The sequence below is a fragment of the Halocatena salina genome (assembly GCF_023115355.1).
Lineage (GTDB): Archaea > Halobacteriota > Halobacteria > Halobacteriales > Haloarculaceae > Halocatena > Halocatena salina.
This window is the reverse complement of record NZ_CP096019.1, coordinates 1,449,581-1,468,309: the sequence shown is the minus strand read 5'-3', so window position 1 is coordinate 1,468,309 and position 18,729 is coordinate 1,449,581. Positions and strand designations below refer to the sequence as shown.

At 57.6% G+C, this 18,729-nt stretch carries 19 protein-coding genes and 1 tRNA gene; 12 read left to right on the top strand and 8 right to left on the bottom strand.

Translation table 11 applies throughout. From position 1 onward, the window contains the following. Window positions 1-30: 30 nt before the first annotated feature. Entirely contained in the window at window positions 31-906 is an 876-nt protein-coding gene (locus MW046_RS07520) for a polymer-forming cytoskeletal protein (protein WP_368411314.1), read from the top strand. A gap of 74 nt (window positions 907-980) precedes the next feature. Continuing rightward, window positions 981-2,171: a redox-regulated ATPase YchF gene (locus MW046_RS07515; RefSeq protein WP_247992515.1), complete on the top strand. Its 1,191-nt coding sequence runs from the start codon at window positions 981-983 to the stop codon at window positions 2,169-2,171. Here MW046_RS07515 and MW046_RS19715 read toward each other — a convergent pair. Both MW046_RS19715 and MW046_RS07510 read right to left on the bottom strand, forming a co-directional pair. Beyond that, window positions 2,168-2,521 (bottom strand): DUF7344 domain-containing protein, encoded by a 354-nt coding sequence (locus MW046_RS19715; protein ID WP_438268169.1) that lies wholly within the window; start codon window positions 2,519-2,521, stop codon window positions 2,168-2,170. The two genes, MW046_RS07515 and MW046_RS19715, sit on opposite strands and share 4 nt — an antisense overlap. Window positions 2,522-2,591: 70 nt before the next feature. Beyond that, the gene (locus tag MW046_RS07510) at window positions 2,592-3,230 is read right to left on the bottom strand and encodes a helix-turn-helix domain-containing protein (protein WP_247992514.1); all 639 of its coding nucleotides are present in this window, start codon (window positions 3,228-3,230) and stop codon (window positions 2,592-2,594) included. 825 nt (window positions 3,231-4,055) lie between these two features. Between MW046_RS07510 and MW046_RS07505 the strand changes: the two genes are divergently transcribed. Then, on the top strand, window positions 4,056-5,330 hold the full coding sequence (locus MW046_RS07505) for an outer membrane protein assembly factor BamB family protein (protein ID WP_247992513.1): 1,275 nt from the start codon (window positions 4,056-4,058) through the stop codon (window positions 5,328-5,330). A gap of 24 nt (window positions 5,331-5,354) precedes the next feature. On the opposite strand, the gene MW046_RS07500 is transcribed toward MW046_RS07505, so the two are convergent. The 4 genes from MW046_RS07500 to MW046_RS07485 form a co-directional block, all read right to left on the bottom strand. Beyond that, on the bottom strand, window positions 5,355-5,672 hold the full coding sequence (locus MW046_RS07500) for a 2Fe-2S iron-sulfur cluster-binding protein (protein WP_247992512.1): 318 nt from the start codon (window positions 5,670-5,672) through the stop codon (window positions 5,355-5,357). Window positions 5,673-5,678: 6 nt separating this feature from the next. After that, window positions 5,679-5,966 (bottom strand): hypothetical protein, encoded by a 288-nt coding sequence (locus MW046_RS07495; protein ID WP_247992511.1) that lies wholly within the window; start codon window positions 5,964-5,966, stop codon window positions 5,679-5,681. A gap of 1 nt (window position 5,967) precedes the next feature. Further along, window positions 5,968-7,014, bottom strand: coding sequence for a ferritin family protein (locus MW046_RS07490; protein ID WP_247992510.1), 1,047 nt, complete (start codon window positions 7,012-7,014; stop codon window positions 5,968-5,970). A gap of 160 nt (window positions 7,015-7,174) precedes the next feature. Further along, the gene (locus MW046_RS07485) at window positions 7,175-7,876 is read right to left on the bottom strand and encodes a hypothetical protein (RefSeq protein WP_247992509.1); all 702 of its coding nucleotides are present in this window, start codon (window positions 7,874-7,876) and stop codon (window positions 7,175-7,177) included. Window positions 7,877-8,012: 136 nt separating this feature from the next. On the opposite strand from MW046_RS07485, the gene MW046_RS07480 reads away from it, so the two are divergent. The 6 genes from MW046_RS07480 (at window position 8,013) to MW046_RS07455 (ending at window position 12,494) form a co-directional block, all read left to right on the top strand. Continuing rightward, a complete protein-coding gene (locus MW046_RS07480; protein WP_247992508.1) occupies window positions 8,013-8,246 on the top strand; it encodes a DUF5795 family protein in 234 nt (77 codons plus the stop codon). A 77-nt stretch (window positions 8,247-8,323) separates the two neighbouring features. Then, a tRNA-Trp gene (locus MW046_RS07475) sits at window positions 8,324-8,592 on the top strand. 239 nt (window positions 8,593-8,831) lie between these two features. Then, window positions 8,832-10,199 carry an adenosylhomocysteinase gene (locus MW046_RS07470; RefSeq protein WP_247992507.1) on the top strand — a complete coding sequence of 456 codons (1,368 nt, stop codon included), beginning with the start codon at window positions 8,832-8,834 and terminating at the stop codon, window positions 10,197-10,199. Window positions 10,200-10,315: 116 nt separating this feature from the next. Then, window positions 10,316-10,612 carry an AbrB/MazE/SpoVT family DNA-binding domain-containing protein gene (locus tag MW046_RS07465; protein WP_247992506.1) on the top strand — a complete coding sequence of 99 codons (297 nt, stop codon included), beginning with the start codon at window positions 10,316-10,318 and terminating at the stop codon, window positions 10,610-10,612. Next, window positions 10,609-11,049, top strand: a complete 441-nt coding sequence (locus MW046_RS07460; protein ID WP_247992505.1) for a PIN domain-containing protein — start codon at window positions 10,609-10,611, stop codon at window positions 11,047-11,049. The genes MW046_RS07465 and MW046_RS07460 overlap by 4 nt, the downstream gene beginning before the upstream one ends. An 86-nt stretch (window positions 11,050-11,135) precedes the next feature. After that, the gene (locus tag MW046_RS07455) at window positions 11,136-12,494 is read left to right on the top strand and encodes an MmgE/PrpD family protein (protein ID WP_247992504.1); all 1,359 of its coding nucleotides are present in this window, start codon (window positions 11,136-11,138) and stop codon (window positions 12,492-12,494) included. A 40-nt stretch (window positions 12,495-12,534) separates the two neighbouring features. Here the strand turns inward: MW046_RS07455 and MW046_RS07450 are convergent, their stop codons facing one another. Both MW046_RS07450 and MW046_RS07445 read right to left on the bottom strand, forming a co-directional pair. Next, window positions 12,535-13,191 carry a hypothetical protein gene (locus MW046_RS07450; RefSeq protein ID WP_247992503.1) on the bottom strand — a complete coding sequence of 219 codons (657 nt, stop codon included), beginning with the start codon at window positions 13,189-13,191 and terminating at the stop codon, window positions 12,535-12,537. A gap of 4 nt (window positions 13,192-13,195) precedes the next feature. Next, entirely contained in the window at window positions 13,196-16,333 is a 3,138-nt protein-coding gene (locus MW046_RS07445; RefSeq protein WP_368411313.1) for a type 2 lanthipeptide synthetase LanM family protein, read from the bottom strand. Between the two features lie 334 nt (window positions 16,334-16,667). On the opposite strand from MW046_RS07445, the gene MW046_RS07440 reads away from it, so the two are divergent. The 3 genes from MW046_RS07440 to MW046_RS07430 all read left to right on the top strand — a co-directional run bounded on the left by MW046_RS07440 (window position 16,668) and on the right by MW046_RS07430 (window position 18,717). Next, window positions 16,668-16,814 carry a hypothetical protein gene (locus tag MW046_RS07440; protein ID WP_247992501.1) on the top strand — a complete coding sequence of 49 codons (147 nt, stop codon included), beginning with the start codon at window positions 16,668-16,670 and terminating at the stop codon, window positions 16,812-16,814. A 266-nt stretch (window positions 16,815-17,080) separates the two neighbouring features. Next, on the top strand, window positions 17,081-17,914 hold the full coding sequence (locus tag MW046_RS07435; protein ID WP_247992500.1) for a phosphosulfolactate synthase: 834 nt from the start codon (window positions 17,081-17,083) through the stop codon (window positions 17,912-17,914). 56 nt (window positions 17,915-17,970) lie between these two features. Continuing rightward, window positions 17,971-18,717 (top strand): GNAT family N-acetyltransferase, encoded by a 747-nt coding sequence (locus MW046_RS07430; protein ID WP_247992499.1) that lies wholly within the window; start codon window positions 17,971-17,973, stop codon window positions 18,715-18,717. The last annotated feature ends 12 nt before the right edge of the window (window positions 18,718-18,729 follow it).

Genomic DNA, 18,729 nt, shown 5'->3' with positions numbered 1-18,729 from the left:
ATTATAGCCCCGTCGTGGTAACGGTACGACGTGTCGATTCGCGGCGAAGCGCTTGACCGGCTCGTCATTCCCGATGGAACGACGGTCGAGGAACGCGACCTCGTGGCCGATGGCGACGTGATCATCGGTGGACAGAGCACGGTCGAGTTCGGGGTGCGAGGACGAACTGTTATCGCCGGTGAGCGCACCGTCTTTGGTGGATCGATCGAGTCCAGAGCGGACTGTCGACTCGACATGTGGTGTGAGATTCAGGGCAACGTCCTGGTCGGAGCCGACGCCTACATCGGCGAACGGGCCTACGTCGGCGGCCAGTTGATGGTGTCCGGCGATCTCGACATCGGTGATGAAGTGACTATCGAAGAGGGATTCGAAGCCAGCGGATGGATCGTCATCCGGAATCCGATGCCCTCGATCGTCTTTCTGTTCATCTATCTCTCTCATTTGCTCCGGATCGGAGAGGAGGATGCCGCCCAAACGGTTGCCTCCGAGCTACTGAGCGAAGACGAGGACGCACCGGATCCGCTCGTCATTCCGAAGGGATCGCGCGTGAACGATGATACGTGGCGCGTTTCGACCCGCGGCGAGATCGGGGACGACTGTCGATTACACGGCAACATCCGTGCGACGGCGCTCGATATCGGTGCAAACAACGAGGTGTTCGGAAGCCTCCGAACGAAACGGTGTATCACGATCGGGAAAGGCACCTGCATCCACGGCGACGTGACCACCCGCCATGGGACGGTCACCGTCGCCGAAGGGGCGGAGATACGGGGCGATGTGAGCTGTGGCGATCTCGACCTCCACGAAAACGCCCACATCGACGGCTCGATCCGCGCCAGCGGTGAAATGTCGATCACGAACGAGCCGCTGGTCGACGTTGATGTTCCCGAGCTTGATCCCGCGTAGGGATAGAGGCCTGTTCAGCCACGGGACGGTAGCCGAACCGAAAGGCACACTCCGCTCGGTCACCCTGTAGGCGTATGACCGCCGGCTCTCTTTCGCTCGCGCTTGCCGGAAAGCCCAATGCGGGAAAATCGACCTTTTTCCGTGCGGCGACGCTGGCCGACGTCGAGATCGGGAACTATCCGTTCACGACGATCGATGCCAACCGCGGCGTCACTCATGTCCGCACCGATTGCCCGTGTCTCGACCGCGAACAACGGTGTGATAGCGAGAACTGCCACAACGGGATCCGTTTCGTGCCAGTGGAACTGCTCGATGTGGCCGGGTTGGTCCCCGGCGCACACGAAGGACGTGGTCTCGGCAACCAGTTTCTAGACGCGCTCTCGAACGCCGATGCCGTCCTCAACGTCGTTGACGCCAGTGGCGGAACGAACGCCGAAGGCGAACCCGTCGAAGTCGGCGCGTACGATCCCGTTCGAGACGTGGATTTCGTTCGGGAGGAGATGGATCTCTGGCTGGCAGGGATCGTCGATCGGAACTGGGAAACCGTCGAACGACAGTCTCGGTCCCCTGATTTCAACCTCGAGGACGCGCTCACGGAGCTGTTGACCGGCTTCGGTGCGAGCGAGCCATCGGTTGCGGCCACCCTCCGAAACGTGACGTATCCTGATGATCCTCGGTCATGGACCGACGAGGACCGCGAACGACTCGCTCGCGAGCTTCGAGCGCGCACGAAACCGATCCTCGTCGTCGGAAACAAAGCCGACATCGCGGACACTGAGGCTATCGACCGACTCCGGGACGTAGCGAGCGATGTCGTTCCCACGACGGCAGAGGGCGAGCTAGCCCTCCGACAAGCCAGCGACGCAGGTGCTATCGAGTACGAACCCGGTAATCCCGACTTTGCTGTCGTCGGGGATCTCACTGCCGAACAACAGGAGGGGCTCGAACGCATTCGATCAGTCATGAACGATTGGGACGGGACGGGCGTCCAACGCGCGCTAAACACGGCCGTGTACGACCATCTCGACTACATCACCGTCTATCCCGTCCAAAACGAGACCAACTGGACCGACGGACAGGATACGGTCCTTCCAGACGCTGTGCTCCTCCCACAGGGCGCTACGCCGGTAGATCTCGCGTACGCCGTCCACTCCGACATCGGTGATGGCTATCTTCACGCGGTTGACGCACGGGACGGCCGCCGCGTGAGCGACGACCACGAGCTTTCTGAGGGTGACGTGATCAAGGTCGTCAGCACGAACTAGGTTATCGAGCCGTTGTATGTTAACGATTGTAGGTGTTGTGCCAACTGCGCCCTATTTTCCGACAGTGCCACAACGTCCCGTTCCTGATCGTAATGCACAACGCTCGCATCTTTTAGCTTCGGGATGTGGTCGTGATAGAGGGACATGTAAATTCGCTTCACCTCCTCGGCAGAAATCTCAGTAATAGGCGTATCGTGCTCTCGGACGGCAACTTCCTCGGCCAAGTCGGCTAGTGCCAGCGGGACATCGAATTGGTGCAGACAATGAAGCGCACAGTGCCGACGCCGATCAGCCTGTATCTTGCAGTGAGGATCGAATGAGTCGAAGTCGTTTTCATAACGCTTTTTCATGGTACTCTGTACTTGCTCTACCAGCAATCTATCCGCTGCGTGAATATTCACCCATTTAAGTCAGCTCCGCTCACAATGCTGTATCAATCAATGTGGCTGTTCCTCTGCGGAGCCGTTCTGAGAGCGCCTGTGAAGAGATTCCACAATGGTCCGCAACAGTTGCCAAGGGGACCCGTCGTGGAACTTGGAAGTAGCCAAGCTCACGCGCAGCGATCAACGCTTCTCGTTGGCTGCTCGTGAGCTGAGTGTCGGCCTCGGTGGCGTTTTCCCTCGCCTTATACACCGTCTTGAGGCAAAATTCGAGGTCGTTCTCCGCACATATCTCCCGGAACCGTTGAAGCGTCTCTCGGCTGGACATCTGCATCCGGAGGATCCATCCCTCGTGCGTTGTCGCTGTTGTTGCATCGAGCACAGTAATATTCAATTCAGGCCAAGTCGGGTAGGTAGCAACGTTCTCTCCGTATTCAGTAAACGTCACTCGATACAACCGTCGCGTCTGGGTTTCAGCCAGCTGCGTCGGATTCGCCACGGTTGGGTCAGCATCGAGACCGTCTTCAAACGCCGTCAAATCGCCTTCTGTTGCCCAAAACAGGAACAGAATCCCTTCGTCAGTTTGGTACATCTCTTCATAACTGATAGTCATCTCAGGGGCGTGAGTGAGGCTCTCCTGAAGGATCGGTGAATTCATTCGGAATTCAACAACTATCATACGACGACTATGGTCTGGCGCGATAAATCAGTGTTACCTATTCACACGACATACACATGGCGTGATGATAGACTGGTGTCGACGTATCAGAGTTAGTTCATTTCTTTCCCTGCATTTCAACTGGAACCTCGGGATCACGATACCGTGTACTGCTCCCCGATCCAGTAGAGTTGGCAACACAGCAACGTAACGCCTCACGTTTCCCATGTACACGCCTTTTCAATCCTTCTTTTCTCTTCTAACCGTCCAGTTCCGATGGAGATGACTGCCGACATCCACAACAGACCGTAGCTGTGATGGTAGTGATCCTATAATCGCGATCTCAGTTATTTCGAGCAACCTTACATTGAATTCTATCTCCTAACACGTGAATACAATTGTGGTGGATATAAAATATGTCTAATTCTGCATATGAACTTATGGGGCACAAGACTCATACCTGTGTGGCACTGAATATCATGTGGACGTCGGATATACCACAACGTGACGTGAAGGTTTCATCCAATCGAAGCAATCCCCCGGCGTCCCATCTGGCATAGTCCGACCAGCGTTGTCACATACCCGTGGTCACCGATTCAACCACGGGTTTCGTACAGACCAGCGGCGTCCCAGCCGTTATCGTCAGACCGTACACCAGTGTCGTCTCATTTGTCCCTCTGGGTCACCGATTGGTCTGGCTGGTTGGCTCGTTTTTTCTTAACCGTCTAACGGACACAGCACAGAGCCGTTCGTGGTTCGGCACGAACCCTTTCATCTTCGATCTGTCTTTCCGTGCCTGAAATGGCCAGAAAACATTTGTAATGTACTATCTTTTTTGTATTTGAAATGAAAGAGCGAGTACCGATGTCCGGTCGTCGTTCGTTTCTCAAGAGTGTTGTCGTCGGCTCGGTTGGGTTCGGTGTCGTCGGGTACGGATCGGATCGGGTGACAGCGGCTTCGAGTCAGCATTCGGAGGGCGTGTGGTCGCAGTTCAAGGCCGATGCGGGCCAATCGGCTCGTCTCCCGGCTGGCGCGGGTCCTACCGGTGATATCCAAGAGGCGTGGACGGTGTCTCACGATCGCATTCACGACGGTGTGGCGGTCGTCGACCAAACGGTGTACGTCGGTGGAAAGACTCTCGTTGCACTGAACACACAGGACGGTACTGTTCAGTGGTCGTTCGAGCCGGACCTTCCGGATATCGACGATCCCGGCGAGCCGCTGATACCCGATGTCGGTTCCCCGGCCGTGGTCGACGGCACCGTCTACGCAAACGTTTGGTTCGGTCCCTACGATGGCGGAACGTACGACACGGCGTTCATCGCGGTCGATGCGGACACGGGTGAGCGCCGTTGGCGAATTGATACCGGCGGGGCTTCCTCTCGAGCGTTTGCTTCGCCGACGGTCACTGACGACACCGTTCTGACGACGATGCCCCAAGGTGAGGGGTACGGCAGTAGTCGGATGGTCACCGCTCTCGGTCTCGATGGCACCCTGCGCTGGCAGACGTGGATCGAGGAGATGTACTCGGGATCGCTCCCGGTCTCTGAGAACCGTGTGTACGTGCCGACAGCGAGCGGTGTCCGAACGCTCGATCTAGAGACCGGGAGTACCGTCTGGACGGCACTCCCACAGGTACAGTTCCAGCCTGCTGCCGCGCCACTCGTTTCGGACGGAACGTTGTTCGTTGCCGAGACGGCCGATCCGGGGGTGACGTTCATCGCACTCGACGCAGCGACCGGTAACGAACACTGGCGTACCGCATACGCACCGGATGCTCGCTACTCGACGGGAATCGGGACGGTCGACGACGAACGGGTGTATCTCCAGCTGGGGGCGATCGACGACGACGTCATCGCGCTTGATCGAGCGGACGGCAGCGAGCGCTGGCGGGCAGCGATCGACCAGCCCGACACAAAGCGCGTCCCAACCGATGGCGTGGCACGGGTTGGTGATCTCCTGTACGTCGGCGGAGCAGCGATCGATCCGACCGACGGATCCACCGTGTGGAAACACCCCCTCCCGGTCGCTGGCTACGGTCGGGAACTGAGTGCCGTCGCTGGCGGACGTGTGTACGTCGGCGGACAGGGACTCACCGCGCTTACGGGAACCACCGAGTAATCATCCGGATCTAACGGCCCTGACTCATAACATATCGAGACCGAGCAGTTCCTGTTGGACACCGTCACCGGCTTCGATGTGACAGTCTGAACGAGGGTATGAACTACACAGTAGGGCATACCCGTCTTCTTTCTGGTCGGCTTCGAGCGCCAGTCCGTCACTCTGGTCGACATCGCCATCGAGCAGCTTTCCGACACAGCTCGTACAGTTCCCGTTACGACAGGAAAAGGGAAGATCGAGACCCGCCTCGTGACCCGCGTCGAGGATGTACTCGTCGTCTGGAACCGTCACTGTGGTCGTGTCCCCCTCGAACTCGAAGGTGACCTCGTAGTCGGTGCTCACGTTTCGTTAGATCCGCTGTCGGAGCTTGTACATTTCGAGCGCTTCGAGGCGCGGGTCGCCGGTGCTCGAAACATCATCCTCGAGGCTCGTACCGCTCACCATCTCGTTGAACGAGGTGCTCACGCCTTCCTCTTCGAACGTCGAATCCATGATGTATGCGACGTTCTCACGGACTTGCTCGGGAGGTTCGCCCAACTCCTCGGCAGCGTCCTCGATCGCCTGATCGACCTCCTCGTCGGTCGCAGTGAACTCCGCGCCGCGAGCGAGCTCCCTGAGCTCCCTGTCGAGTGCCATCTCAGATCCCCCCGTCGGCGGCGACGCCGCGCTTTCGTTGGTAATGCTGTTCCTGTTCGTGGACCCGCTGTTTGATATCCCACTCGTTGATCTCCAGATATCGGTCGCGGACCACGTTGAGAACCTCCATGTAGTCGACGTCGAGTCCGAGCGTCTCGTTGTACATGCCGTCGATGAGGTTTCCTCCGCGCATCAACACCTCGTTGAAATCGAGTTCGAGCGGATCGTCTAGTGCGTCGGTGAACATGTAGCCGAAATCGGCCATGTACGGCACGTCTTGGTACAGCGTTTCGATGATACCTTGTTTTACCCCTTGGAACTGTGGGTCGCCAGCCTCCTCTTTCTCGATGAGTTCTTTTAGCAGTTCGATCCCGTGGGTGATGTGGCGTCCCTCATCCGTGCTGACAAACTTGAACGCGTAGTTCAACAGCGGGAAATCGGCCCGTTCGGGGAACCGACTGATCGCGCTTGCCCCCACACGGGCGAGGATCCCCTCTACGTTCAGGTGGTAGTTCGTCGCGGCCTTGGCGATGTCCACGGGATCTAGAGTGTTCGCGGCTTTTGCCGTCAACAGACCTTGATGTTCGAACACCTCTCCGAGTCCCGTCGCCTGCACGACCGGAATCCGCGCGCCACGACGGGGATCGAGATCGTTGTAATTGTCTCGGTCGTCCATCACCTCCTGCATGTACACGTCGAGAAACTGGGTGTGTTTGTGCTCGGTCAGCGTGAGCATCGTCATGTACATCTCCTTTTCCGTGTTTCCATCCAAACACGGCGCGCCCATGATGCGCTGGAGGTTCGTCGCTGCGTCGCCCGCGACCTCGCGCTCACCGTCTAAAAATCCCGAAATCAAATACCGAATCTGATCTCGCTCGTTTTGAGACAACCGTTGCCAGGATTCTCGATCTTGTTCGAACCCGATCTCCTCGAACAGCTTTTCGACGTTCCACGTCCCAAGTTCGACCCCCTTCTGAAACAGTGTGTACCACTTGCTCCCGGTGTCCACCCGTTGGCCCGAGTATTGTGATTGGAGCACCTGTGACATACACTCCACTATTCGTCGTCAAATCCGTATCAGGGTTCGGCCGCGCATACGGGGTAATTTAAACTGTTATGGATGCACTTCTATTATTAATTTAGAAAAACATTAGATACCATATCGAGGGAATCGGTTTCTCAAATAACAATTCATTTTCCAAATATTTTCAAAACAGGAACGTCGTTTCCATTCTGCCGGCGGTGTCGCCCATCTCCTGTGCGGCTTCGGGATAAATAATGACGCTGGTGATATCCCCGTCGAGATTCATATCCTGTGACATGACCGCCTCGATCACATCTGCTCCTTCGATGAGTTCGGTCCACTTGCTGTATGGAGCGGTGAGGACGAACCCGGTACCCCCCTCGGGAGGCGTTTCGAGCACTTCTGCTGTGCGGCACTCGCCATCGTGGAGGTCGAGCGAGGCATACACAGTATCCTCATGGACGTACCGTTCCAGCTGATCGAGGAGATTTTCGAGATCGTCGGGCATCTCCGTATTGAGGTCGGGCCACGTTACGGTCGGTGCATTCTCGATTTCGGTCTCGAACAACGCGGTCACGAATCGCTCTCGTTGGCTATCGGTCGTCACGTCGCTCATCCGTTCGGTGAGTTCGTGAGGTGCCGCCTCGATGAGTTCCTCGATCCGGGATTCGGAGACGGATTCGAGCCGCTCACGGAACGCATCCGACAGCTCCGGTGGCAACTCACCGATGGTGGTCTCCGCGACCGGGAGTTCAGTGATCTCGAAGACGAAGCCGCCGTCGAAATCGACACCCCATCCTTCGCTTTGTTCCTCGTACGTTTCGTTTTCGTTCAGTCGATCCCGGTAGGCTGCTAGCCATTCGCGCGATGGAAACCAGTTCGTCATGGGCGTGCTCTGTGAGCGACTCGCATGAGGATACGGGCTTGGATGGCTGGTGATTTATTTGGGTTCCGTTCTTCGGTGCATGCGATCGGCGGTGAGACGAACACGGTTTAGTTTCAGTGGTTCGAACACTGTTGGTATGACCAAGAAAGAAAACCGCGTCGTGCAAGGACGGATGGTGACACCGGAATCGCTCGCCGAACGCATCGAGGACGACTCAGTGATGGATGCCGAATCCATTTCGGATACTGACCGGGAGTGCCCGGACTGTGGCGGTCCCGTCGTTTCGGTTGGATACATGCCGTCTGTGATGGAGTTCGTGACTGGCTACAAATGCCAGGACTGCGATTGGAAAGCGACCGACCGGGAGTGACGACGTTCGAGCCGAGATCGAACGCTCACCTACTGAACCGAAACCGCTTTAGGGAAGATGGCCTTTCTTGGGGGTACGGGGACGTGGCCAAGCCAGGCATGGCGACTGACTCCAGAGGTCACACGCCCGGTGACAGAGAGGCACTCCGTGCCTCAAGCAATCGGACGTAGTCCGGTGATAGAGCGGAACAACGTTCCGCAAGCAACCGGCCGAAGGCCGGTGACGACACTCCAGAACTGATATACCGAGCGGGGGGCTGATCACCGCCCGCGATGACGACCCTCTGGAGTACCGAGGCGAAACCGGAGATATCAGTCGATCGGGGGTTCAAATCCCTCCGTCCCCATTTTGTTGTACTCGAACGTGAGTGGGTGTACTGAGATCTGAGGAGGGTTTGAACCCTACCAGTCGCAGCCCGCACAGCGCAGCGAGCAGGACCGTCTGGTTCCAGTTCAAATCCCTCCGTCCCCATTTTGTTGTACTCGAACGTGAGTGGGTGTACTGAGATCTCGACTATCCCATAAACCGAGCTGTGCTTATCCACGCTTCGATACCGTTTTCCCACCGCTCAGTCAACGCCCACCAATGAGCGCGACGTATTCCCGAATCACCGAGCAGCTCGACGATCACGAAGCGGCCGTCGAGTCCGGACGCCAGAAGATCGACTGGGCGAGTCAGCACATGCCCATCTGTTCGACGCTTCGAGAGGAGTTCGAAGCCTCCCAGCCCTTCGAGGACCAGCGCATCGGGATGGCGATGCACGTCGAGGCAAAAACGGCCGTACTCGTCGAAACGCTCGCTGCGGGCGGTGCGGAGATCGCCATCACGGGGTGTAACCCGCTGTCGACCCACGACGACGTGAGTGCCGCGCTTGATGCCCAACAAAACATTACTTCCTACGCGAAACGCGATCTCCCCGAGGAGGACTATTATGCAGCCATCGAGGCCGTCATCGACATCGAACCAACGATCACCGTCGACGACGGCGGCGATCTGGTGTTCCGCATCCATGAGGAGCATCCGGAACTGATCGATGGAATCATCGGTGGTTGTGAGGAGACGACGACGGGTGTCAATCGGCTGCGCGCGATGGATGAGGATGGCGCGCTCGACTATCCAGTGTTCGCGGTGAACGACACGCCGATGAAACGGCTGTTCGACAACGTTCACGGCACAGGAGAGTCCTCGCTGGCGAACATCGCCATGACTACTAACCTCTCGTTTGCCGGGAAAACCGTCGTCGTCGCGGGATACGGCGACTGTGGCCGAGGAGTTGCCAAAAAAGCTTCGGGACAGAACGCACACGTCATCGTCTGTGAGGTCGATCCTCGCCGCGCACTCGAAGCGCACATGGAAGGATACGACGTCATGTCGATGCGTGACGCTGCACCCAAAGGCGACGTGTTCCTCACTGCAACAGGCAACACGGACGTCATCACGCGCGAGCACTTCGAACGGATGAGTGACGGCGTCGTGCTCGCCAATGCGGGCCATTTCGACGTGGAAGTGAACCTCGAGGATCTTTCCGAGCTGTCCACCTCGGTAACCGAAGTCCGAGATGGGGTTCAGGAGTACGAGCTACCGGACGGCCGCCGGTTGAACGTGCTCGCGGAGGGTCGGCTCGTCAATCTCGCTGGTCCCCGCGCGCTCGGTCATCCGGCCGAGGTGATGGATCAGAGTTTCGGTGTGCAAGCGGTTTGTGTCCGAGAACTCGTCGGTGCACACGAAACCGGGCTTCCAGACCGGCTGTTGACGGCGATCCGGGATCGGTTCGGACGCGCTAACGGCTCGCGGGCCGTCGCCAACCACGGCTACGAAGACGGCGTTCACGAGGTGCCCGACGTGCTCGACCGAGAGGTCGCCAGCATCAAACTCGACGCCGAAAACATCACCATCGACGAGCTCACCGAGGAGCAACAGGAGTACGTGAGTAGCTGGCAACACGGGACGTGACTTCGGATCGCTTGTCAAATATTCGCTGTCGTTACTATTGGTATCCGCAAGAGCCGTTGAAGCGTGGTGGGTGGCGGAACGTTTAGTAATGATAGCGTCTTTAGATACAACTATGGATGGCCTGTAATACAAACGATCCAACTGTTGTACGAGTATCCCAAAAAGGGCAGGCGACGATTCCAAAGCCATTGCGGGAAAAGTTCGGAATCGAGACGCCGGGCGAGGTGTTCGTCTACGAGGAGGGCAATCGCATCATCCTTGAGCCAGTTCCAACGCCCAACGATCTTCACGGTATTCACGCCAGTGATCATTCCTCCGGTGATGTCCTCGATCGGGTGCGTGAGATAACCGACGAAGAACAACGCCACGAAGAGGAGCGGGCCGAGCGATTGCATCCTTCTGGGGACGAATGAGTACGAGCTACGTCTTCGACACCGAAGCGATCATCGCATACTTGTACAAGGAACCTGGTCACGAAACGATCTCCTCCCTTCTCGATACCGTCTTTACTGGGAACGGGGAGGGTGTACTTAGTGAGACGAATGCGAGCGAGGTCTTTTATCTCGTTGCTCGCTTTGAGGGCACGGCCGAGGAGACACCGACAACGGACTCGCTCCGGCTGGCCGACCGGGATATTCGTGCTCTCAACCGGCGTGGACTCGCTATCGAGTCGGCTGATTGGCGGCTCACAGGTGAAATCAAAGCCGATGGAAGCCTTTCGATCGCTGATGCCACCGCTGTCGCGCTTGCTCATGAACAGAACGCGACGCTCGTCATCGGCGCGGACGACGATTTCGATGCACTCCCGGTTGATGTGGCGTGCAAGCGATTTCGGACTGAGGGTGTTTGATACTGTTCGGTTGTCGGCCCCGGCTCAGAGCCACCTGTGAGTATGCCGGCCACGGGCTTATCCGACACCCAAGAGACGTATCGTGTATGACGACAACCGCGGAACTCGCTGATTTTGCGTTGTCAGTCAGCTACGAGGAGCTGTCTGAAGACGTGTGCGAGGAGCTGAAAAAGCGCGTGCTCGATTCGATCGGGATCGCGGTTGGTGCGTTGGGGGCCGACGCAACCGACAGCGTGCGGGCGACCTGCACCGAACTGGAATCGGATGGGCCGTGCCGGCTGTGGGGAAGTGACCGTACTGCCTCCCCGGTCGGGGCCGCGATGTACAACACCGCGCTCACTCGGTATCTCGATTACATGGATTCGTTTCTCGCGCCGGGAGAAACACCCCATCCCAGCGACAACATCGGGAGCGTGATCGCGTGCGCCGAAGCTGGCGATCGAACCGGCCGTGAACTGCTCGCGGGCATCGGTGTTGCCTACGAGGTGCAGGGCGAACTGGCGTGGAACGCCCCTGTCCGGGACCGTGGCTACGACCATGTGACCCACACGGTGGTGTCGGCGGCCACGGGTGCGGGCGTGGTTCGCGGTCTCGACCGGGAACAGCTGCGCAACGCCATCGGAATCGCTGGTACTGCACACAACGCGCTTCGGGTCACCAGAACCGGCGGCATCAACGAATGGAAAGGGATCGCCAGCGCGAACGCCGCTCGGAACGCGGTGTATTCGGTGATGCTCGCGGATCACGGGATGGAGGGTCCGACGAACCTGTTCGAGGGCCAAAAGGGGTGGAAGCAGATCATTAGCGGCGAATTCGACGTATCTCTCGACTCGAACTGCGAACGCGTCTTCGACACCATGACCAAACGCTACGTGGCGGAAACGTACGCTCAATCCGCCGTCGAAGCGATCATCGAACTCGCTGAGATCCACGACATCGACCCGGAAACGGTCGAGTCAATCCACCTCGACACGTTCGCTGGCGCGAAGCTCATCATTGGCGGCGGTGAAGGTTCGCGCTATGAGGTCGAATCGAAAGCCCAAGCCGACCACTCGCTGCCGTACATGCTCGCCGCAGCGCTCATCGATCGGCAGCTGACCAACGACGCCTACGATCCCGAGCGAATCAACCGTGACGACGTCCAAACGCTGTTGCGAACCGTGACGGTCGAGGAAGACGAGGAGTTCACAGAGCGCTTCGAGCGCGGGGAGATGCCTGCCCGAGTCACCGTAGAATTCGATGATGGCACCACGCACCGGGCCGAAACGGATGATTTCAGCGGCCATCCGAACAACCCCATGTCGTGGAACCAGATCGAAGACAAATTCACCACCATGACCGACGATCGGTACGACCGATCTCGCCAGCAGGAGATCATCGACACCGTGCGTACGCTCGACGAACACGACGTGGACGATCTCACCCGGTTGTTGGACGTATCGTGATGGCCCTTGTGGGCGACGTATCGACCATCCACATACTGACTCACGGCTGGTGGGCGTCCTGAAACCGCTGTAGCTCCGGCGGCAGTGATTCGAGTTCTGTTGTCAGCTCTTCGATTTTATTCTCTGCGAACTCGGGGCCATATTCCGGCGCGATCGCCATCGCGTACAACCGGCTGACCAGCCCTCGGAAGAGGAGATCGATCTCCTCTTCACCGCAGTTTGCTTGGTATCCGAGTTGATTGATGATATGATGAAGACACAGCTCCCAGCCGATCGATCGTCCCTCGGTGTCGAGTTCATGAACGGATTCAGGGAGCGGATCGAACGTCCCGAAAAATTCGAGACTCATTCGGCTTGCTGCGGTTCGTAGACGGTACCGGAACCGTTCCTGTTCGTCGAGCGTATCGGTCTCGACACCTGTCGTTTCTAATTGCCAGTCGAGTAGTACACCATCGTCGACGAGATCGATCCATCGGGGGCGTTCGTCACCGACGATCGATTCGACAGCTCCGAAAACGATCAGTACTACTTCGCCCGTCTCGACGGAGGGATCTTGGGCGTACCGATTAAACATCGGCCAGTGGGCATCATCGCGCTGTTCCAGCCGGGAGAACGCGGGAGAGATGTACTCCCGTATCAGCCGTTCTTCACCAGCGGCGGAAGCGACTTCGAAGATGATTTTTAGTTGTTCAGTCATGTTTCTATTCGAGTAGTAGCACACACGGGAGCGCCTCGGGATCACGGAGCCGAAGTATGGTGTAGGCAGCCCCGCTACTCCCGTGGAAAAAGGTCGGATTGTGAACTGGTTCGCCGTTTCCTAACATCGACAATGCTCCTGTCTGTTGTTCGCGTGCAAGACACTGACCAGCGATGACGCGTGCATCGGTCTCGGCTCGGTCGGTGTGACGTGCCGCCTCCAGTAGTGTTACCGTCCGTCCGAGATTGCCACAGCAGAGCTGATCGTACTGGCTGAACTCGGCCTCGACGGTCGCCGATAACAGTTCGTTTGCCTCTGTAACCAGCTCGTCGTCTCCGAGTTGCACGCCGATACCGAGTCGAGCAAGCGCACAGCCAGTCCGCCCGTGACACCACTGGTCTTGAAATCGGTCCGGTTCGGAGGAGATCGCGTAGTTCGATCGCTTGGGAACATACAGCGTTGATTCGTACGCGAGTGCCTCGCGTGCTGCACTCCCATAGCGGTCGTCGCCGACCACTGCAGCCAGCCGTGCAAGGGCGTATGCGATCCCGCTGACGCCATGGGCAAACCCGGCCATCGCATCACCGTCGTTTGTCGTCCACACGCGATGGCCGTCGACCGAAACGCGCCCATCGAGGAGTCGTTGTCCACAGTCGATCGCTCGATCACGGATCGCAGTCCCCCCGTACCGTTCGTAGTGGGCAAGCAGCGCGAGTAACATTCCCGCAGTTCCATCGACCAGATCGAACGGTCGACCTTCCAGTTGTGTGCTCGTCATGGCACGAGCGTACTCCGCAGCACGATCCCGGTATTCCGGCCGATCGAGGAGACTGGCAGCGACCGAAAGCGTGTACACGATTGAGCCGGTTCCCTTGATCCCGCCGAACTCCGTCGGCGATTCACCGTGATCTGCGGCAACTAAATCCAACGCCTCGATCGCCACATCGCGGAATCGATCGTGACCGGTGCGATCGTATATCGCCGCTGCAGCGAGTCCAATTCCGCCCCGTCCATCGTACAGCGTGTTGTCTGCTGGTGAGACACAGAGCTGTGGCAGTTCCCCGCCGATAAATGATACCCATCTGTGACCGACCGTCGTTTCCATCGCCGCATCGATCACCTGATCGCCGTATCTGATCGCTTCTTCTTGAAGCCGTTCGTCGGTCAACTCGAGGGGAGATGACGGGGTCTCTCGTGCCGGGAACGAATCGTCGATACACCGTCGGATGAGCCACGTTTGTGTTTGTAGGTCGGCGCTACCCATGGCATCGAGCCGCTGTTGACACCGCTCATACCCCGACAGATCGGCATCGAGACCCGTGGGTGTTCCGTCGTGATACAACGCCGTCCCACCGGGCCGGCCGGTGAACCGGGGCACATCCCGCTGGCGAAGCGACCGACGTTCGGCGTCGTACAGCCCCCAATACCGATCGGATTCGATCCGGTCGTTGAAAAACCATGCCGCAAGTCGCTCGAACTCGACTGAGAGACGTCCTCCATCCCGGAGCGGATCTCGTGCAACGCTCAAGCGGAGGATCGAATAGTAGATGTCTGTCGATCGAAAGACAAGTCGGTTTTCGACCCCAGCGATCAGCTCCGGATCGACGATCTCCGAACGGAATCGTCCGTTCTCGTGGAGTTCCCGGATCACGTCGTACGTCCGCTGAAATCCATCGACGATCGTGTCGATGTGCTCTTCTGGAGGGTGGTCCGTGCCGTCTTTGCTCAGCGTGTTCGTGGTCCGATCGACGGTTGGCGCTTCGCCCGTTATCGTCATTACGTCCGTATTGACTGCCGTAACGGTCGGTTTCGATATCTCCGATACTTCTATCGTCTCGCTGCTACTCCCAACGCCTGCGGCCAAAAGTGGTTTTTTGAGATCGTTGTCCTCATCGCCGATATCACCGATTGCCCACGGTAGTAGCCCTGTACGGAGGATCGAGTCCGAGATGGCTGCGTCAACCTCTGTCGTGTAAGCGGCCGCAACGGGATCGATGTAGGGGTGGAAAATCGTCTCCGCGTCGACGATCGTCGGCTGATCGCCACTCACCATCAGATTTTCGAACTGACAATCTGGGAGATCGAGAACGTATGCCACACAGAGTAACATCCCGACACGTTTGTAATAGCTGTCAACAGCGGCTGTGTCCGACGGTTCACGGTAGTCGATCGTTTCCATCCACCCATATCCATCGCGTGATAGATATGTGGGTGCGGTCATTTCGAGGGTTGAGAGGTGTGAACCGAGTCGGTCGAGAACAGTGTACAGGAGACGTCCAGCGTCGACCGATCGTGGCTTGTAAATGACCGACCCGGATTCGAACGAGACGCGAACGGGGACTTGACCCCCTGCGTGTGCATCATCGGCCAACGGATCGATGGCCGTTATCTCACCATCGATCGCAAAGCGGTCGTCGAGCATCCCACGATCGGCTCGAAGCCGTCGACAGATCGCCGTAACGGTCGTCACCCACTGCTCGATCTGCCGAACGATAAACCGGGCAAGAACCGGATATTCGAGACAGAGTTTCCGAAACCCGTCGTCAAACATCGCCTCGATGAACCGATCGTAGTACGCTGTCCCCGGCTCGGCAACGTCCTCGGGATCGGTTGCCGCGAGTTCCGGATCGTGATACTCGATGAAGGCTTTGAACTCGACGTACAGGGCTCGAACGCAGAGCCGCCCGAGACGGGCGAGCAGCCATTCTTCCAGCTTCGGTACCCCGTTTGGTGGTCGAATCTCATCGGCGAGTTGTGCCCAGCCGTAGTCAGCAACTGCGATCAACAGATCCACGAACGGGATCTCACTGGAAATAGCGCGTCGACCGTCGGGATCGAACTGTTTGATGTGATCGATGAGCGATTCGAGTTCGTCGATCCACTCCGGAGTCGGTGTCTCTTCTGGCCACCGAGTCGCCGACAGCTGCTCGTATACAGCCGCTTCGGTGAGTCCCTCGTGTTCGAGGCGCTCGGTAAACGACTCCTCGTCTGGAAACAGTTCGGTCCACTCCGCCACGATCTCGTCGGGGTCGATCGGTGGCTCTCCTCCCGGCTCGTTCGAGGGTCCGTTCAATCGTTCGTGTATCGTGCGGGCCCGTCCAGCGATCGTCCGCCGGTCCTCGGATGAAAGATGTTCCACCATGCTTATCGGTCTCTTCCATCGAAATCGGTACCGTGCTGCCTGTGCTCTTGCTGCCTGTGCTCTTGCTGACTCGTGCGATGTCCTCTTACTATGTCAATATATACTAACATATCCTCCAATCCTATCCCTTATTATTAAATGTTCTGGTAAAATTTACAGAGAAAAAGGAAAGCTGCCCTGCCACTGGGGTAAAATTTGGTCGTAGTGGTCGAGTCCAATCTATTTCTCGTCCTCTGATTTTACCCTATCATAGCCGAAAATCAATATATTTATTATTTTTGCATCATGCAAATATAGCAGAAGGTTTAATACATTATCCCATAATGTATCATGTATGTCGGTCGCAATCGACACTGAGGTTGACGTTGACAAGGACGCGTACGACGAACAGTTCGATGACAACCACACTGTTCACGATCAGAAAGTGAGTACCTGTACCTACCTCCCTAACGGGGTCGGTATGTGTCACACATGTGGATAATTCAGTGATTCTATGAGAGTGATCGGGTTCTCGTCGATGGGATCCAGGATCACGTTGTCGGACGTTCGCCGGGGATCACTGTGGTTCTCGCTGAGTGCCACATCGAACACGTCTCCGTTCTCGTCGTCCAACAACGTCGAGCGGCTTCGGATCGTTTGTGGCTTGTGTTTGCCAAGACGATTTCGTTCGAGTTATGCAGAGGAGGTTTCTTGCTTGCGTACTCCCGGTTAACCGATAAGTGGATGGGAACTGTGTCTACTGCTGGCATGCCAGTAGACAACCGAGCGTTCGAATTTCTCCGGGTGAACGACCGTCCTGACAAGCCCCGGGAGAAAGGCATCACGGAGATCCGTGGTCCCTACTACGATCCGATGGGACCGCGCGAACTACGCGACATTCTCGAAACGATGGGGCACTACGTGGACATCTACAAGTTCTCTGGTGGGTCGTTCGCGTTGATGCCCGAAGAGGCGGTGGTCGAGCTGATCGAAACGTGCCACGAGTTCGACGTCGAAGTCTCGACAGGTGGGTTTATCGAGCACGTACTCGTCGCGGACAACGCCCATGTCGAAGACTATGTTGCGAAAGCAGGGGAGCTAGGCTTTGACATCGTGGAAATCTCCTCGGGTTTCCTCGCCATCGACGTCGACGACGTGGTCGCACTCACCGAACTGGTCGTCGATCACGGACTGAAGGCCAAACCTGAGATCAACGTTCAGTTCGGTGCTGGCGGTGCGTCTAGCGAGGAAGAGCTGTTAGAAGAGACCCAGCAGGATCCCGCGCTGGCGATCGAAGAAGGGCGTCGTCACCTCGATGCAGGCGCGTACAAGCTGATGGTCGAAGCCGAAGGCATCACTGAGAACGTGACCGATTGGCGGACCGATGTCGCCTATCAGATCGCCACCGAACTAGGACTCGAAAACTGCGTGTTCGAAGCGCCCGGTCCCGAGATGTTCGAATGGTACATCAAAAACTTCGGCCCGAACGTGAACATGTTCATCGACAACTCCCAGATCGTCGAGTGTGAGTGTCTTCGATCCGGACTGTGGGGCAAAAAATCGACGTGGGGACGCGTCACGTCCTACGACAGAGAGGAGTAACCATCGAGAGCCAGACCGAGTTCACGTTTTATTCCCGTTACCACCCAACATTCACTATGAACGTCCGCAACGCAACCGAGGCAGACGCCACGAGGATTTACGATATCGCGCGCCAGTCGATACAGGCGTCGTACGCGGTCAGTCCCACCGCAATCGACGTCATCATTGAGGAATGGTTCGGTGTAGAAACCATAGAGGATCGACTCGATGAGAGCGTGATCGGCGTTGCCGAGACCGATGACTCCGTCGTCGGGTTTGCGGAGGGGACCCTCGCGGACGATACGGGGGAACTGCGGTGGCTCCACGTTCATCCCGAAGAGCGCGGGCAGAAAGCGGGGACGGAGCTGTTCGAATGGATGCGCGAAACGCTCCACGATCGAGGAGCGACCGCTGTACACGTTCGAATTCTCGCCAGCAACTCCGAGGGCGACAGCTTTGCCGAACGATTCGGCTACGAACGAATCGACCAGCAAGACACCGAATTCGGTGGCGATGACTGGCGAGAGCACATCTACGCACCGACCGCCAAAGAGGCGGAGGAGACGGATCCAGCCGAACCTCAGAATGTGCCTTCGACGATCGACGCAGAGGGCGACGAACGATTCGTCGCAGACGACACGATCCCGGGCGATGCTGCACCCTTCCATCCGGTGTACAACGACGATACCTACGACGAACAGTACGGCTTCTACTGTTCGAACTGTGGTTCGGCAGTCGAAGCGGCCGATGAGCTGGATCGGATCAAATGTACGGAATGTGGAAACGTCCACCGACCGGACGACTGGGACGGTGCGTATCTGTAGTCGTTAACACAC

Coding starts and splice junctions, on each gene's coding strand:
- MW046_RS07515 (WP_247992515.1), top strand. CDS start 981: ATGACCGCCGGCTCTCTTTCGCTCGCGCTTGCCGGAAAGCCCAATGCG.
- MW046_RS19715 (WP_438268169.1), bottom strand. CDS start 2,521: ATGAAAAAGCGTTATGAAAACGACTTCGACTCATTCGATCCTCACTGC.
- MW046_RS07510 (WP_247992514.1), bottom strand. CDS start 3,230: ATGATAGTTGTTGAATTCCGAATGAATTCACCGATCCTTCAGGAGAGC.
- MW046_RS07505 (WP_247992513.1), top strand. CDS start 4,056: ATGAAAGAGCGAGTACCGATGTCCGGTCGTCGTTCGTTTCTCAAGAGT.
- MW046_RS07495 (WP_247992511.1), bottom strand. CDS start 5,966: ATGGCACTCGACAGGGAGCTCAGGGAGCTCGCTCGCGGCGCGGAGTTC.
- MW046_RS07490 (WP_247992510.1), bottom strand. CDS start 7,014: ATGTCACAGGTGCTCCAATCACAATACTCGGGCCAACGGGTGGACACC.
- MW046_RS07485 (WP_247992509.1), bottom strand. CDS start 7,876: ATGACGAACTGGTTTCCATCGCGCGAATGGCTAGCAGCCTACCGGGAT.
- MW046_RS07480 (WP_247992508.1), top strand. CDS start 8,013: ATGACCAAGAAAGAAAACCGCGTCGTGCAAGGACGGATGGTGACACCG.
- MW046_RS07470 (WP_247992507.1), top strand. CDS start 8,832: ATGAGCGCGACGTATTCCCGAATCACCGAGCAGCTCGACGATCACGAA.
- MW046_RS07465 (WP_247992506.1), top strand. CDS start 10,316: ATGGCCTGTAATACAAACGATCCAACTGTTGTACGAGTATCCCAAAAA.
- MW046_RS07460 (WP_247992505.1), top strand. CDS start 10,609: ATGAGTACGAGCTACGTCTTCGACACCGAAGCGATCATCGCATACTTG.
- MW046_RS07455 (WP_247992504.1), top strand. CDS start 11,136: ATGACGACAACCGCGGAACTCGCTGATTTTGCGTTGTCAGTCAGCTAC.
- MW046_RS07450 (WP_247992503.1), bottom strand. CDS start 13,191: ATGACTGAACAACTAAAAATCATCTTCGAAGTCGCTTCCGCCGCTGGT.
- MW046_RS07445 (WP_368411313.1), bottom strand. CDS start 16,333: ATGGTGGAACATCTTTCATCCGAGGACCGGCGGACGATCGCTGGACGG.
- MW046_RS07440 (WP_247992501.1), top strand. CDS start 16,668: ATGTCGGTCGCAATCGACACTGAGGTTGACGTTGACAAGGACGCGTAC.
- MW046_RS07435 (WP_247992500.1), top strand. CDS start 17,081: ATGCCAGTAGACAACCGAGCGTTCGAATTTCTCCGGGTGAACGACCGT.
- MW046_RS07430 (WP_247992499.1), top strand. CDS start 17,971: ATGAACGTCCGCAACGCAACCGAGGCAGACGCCACGAGGATTTACGAT.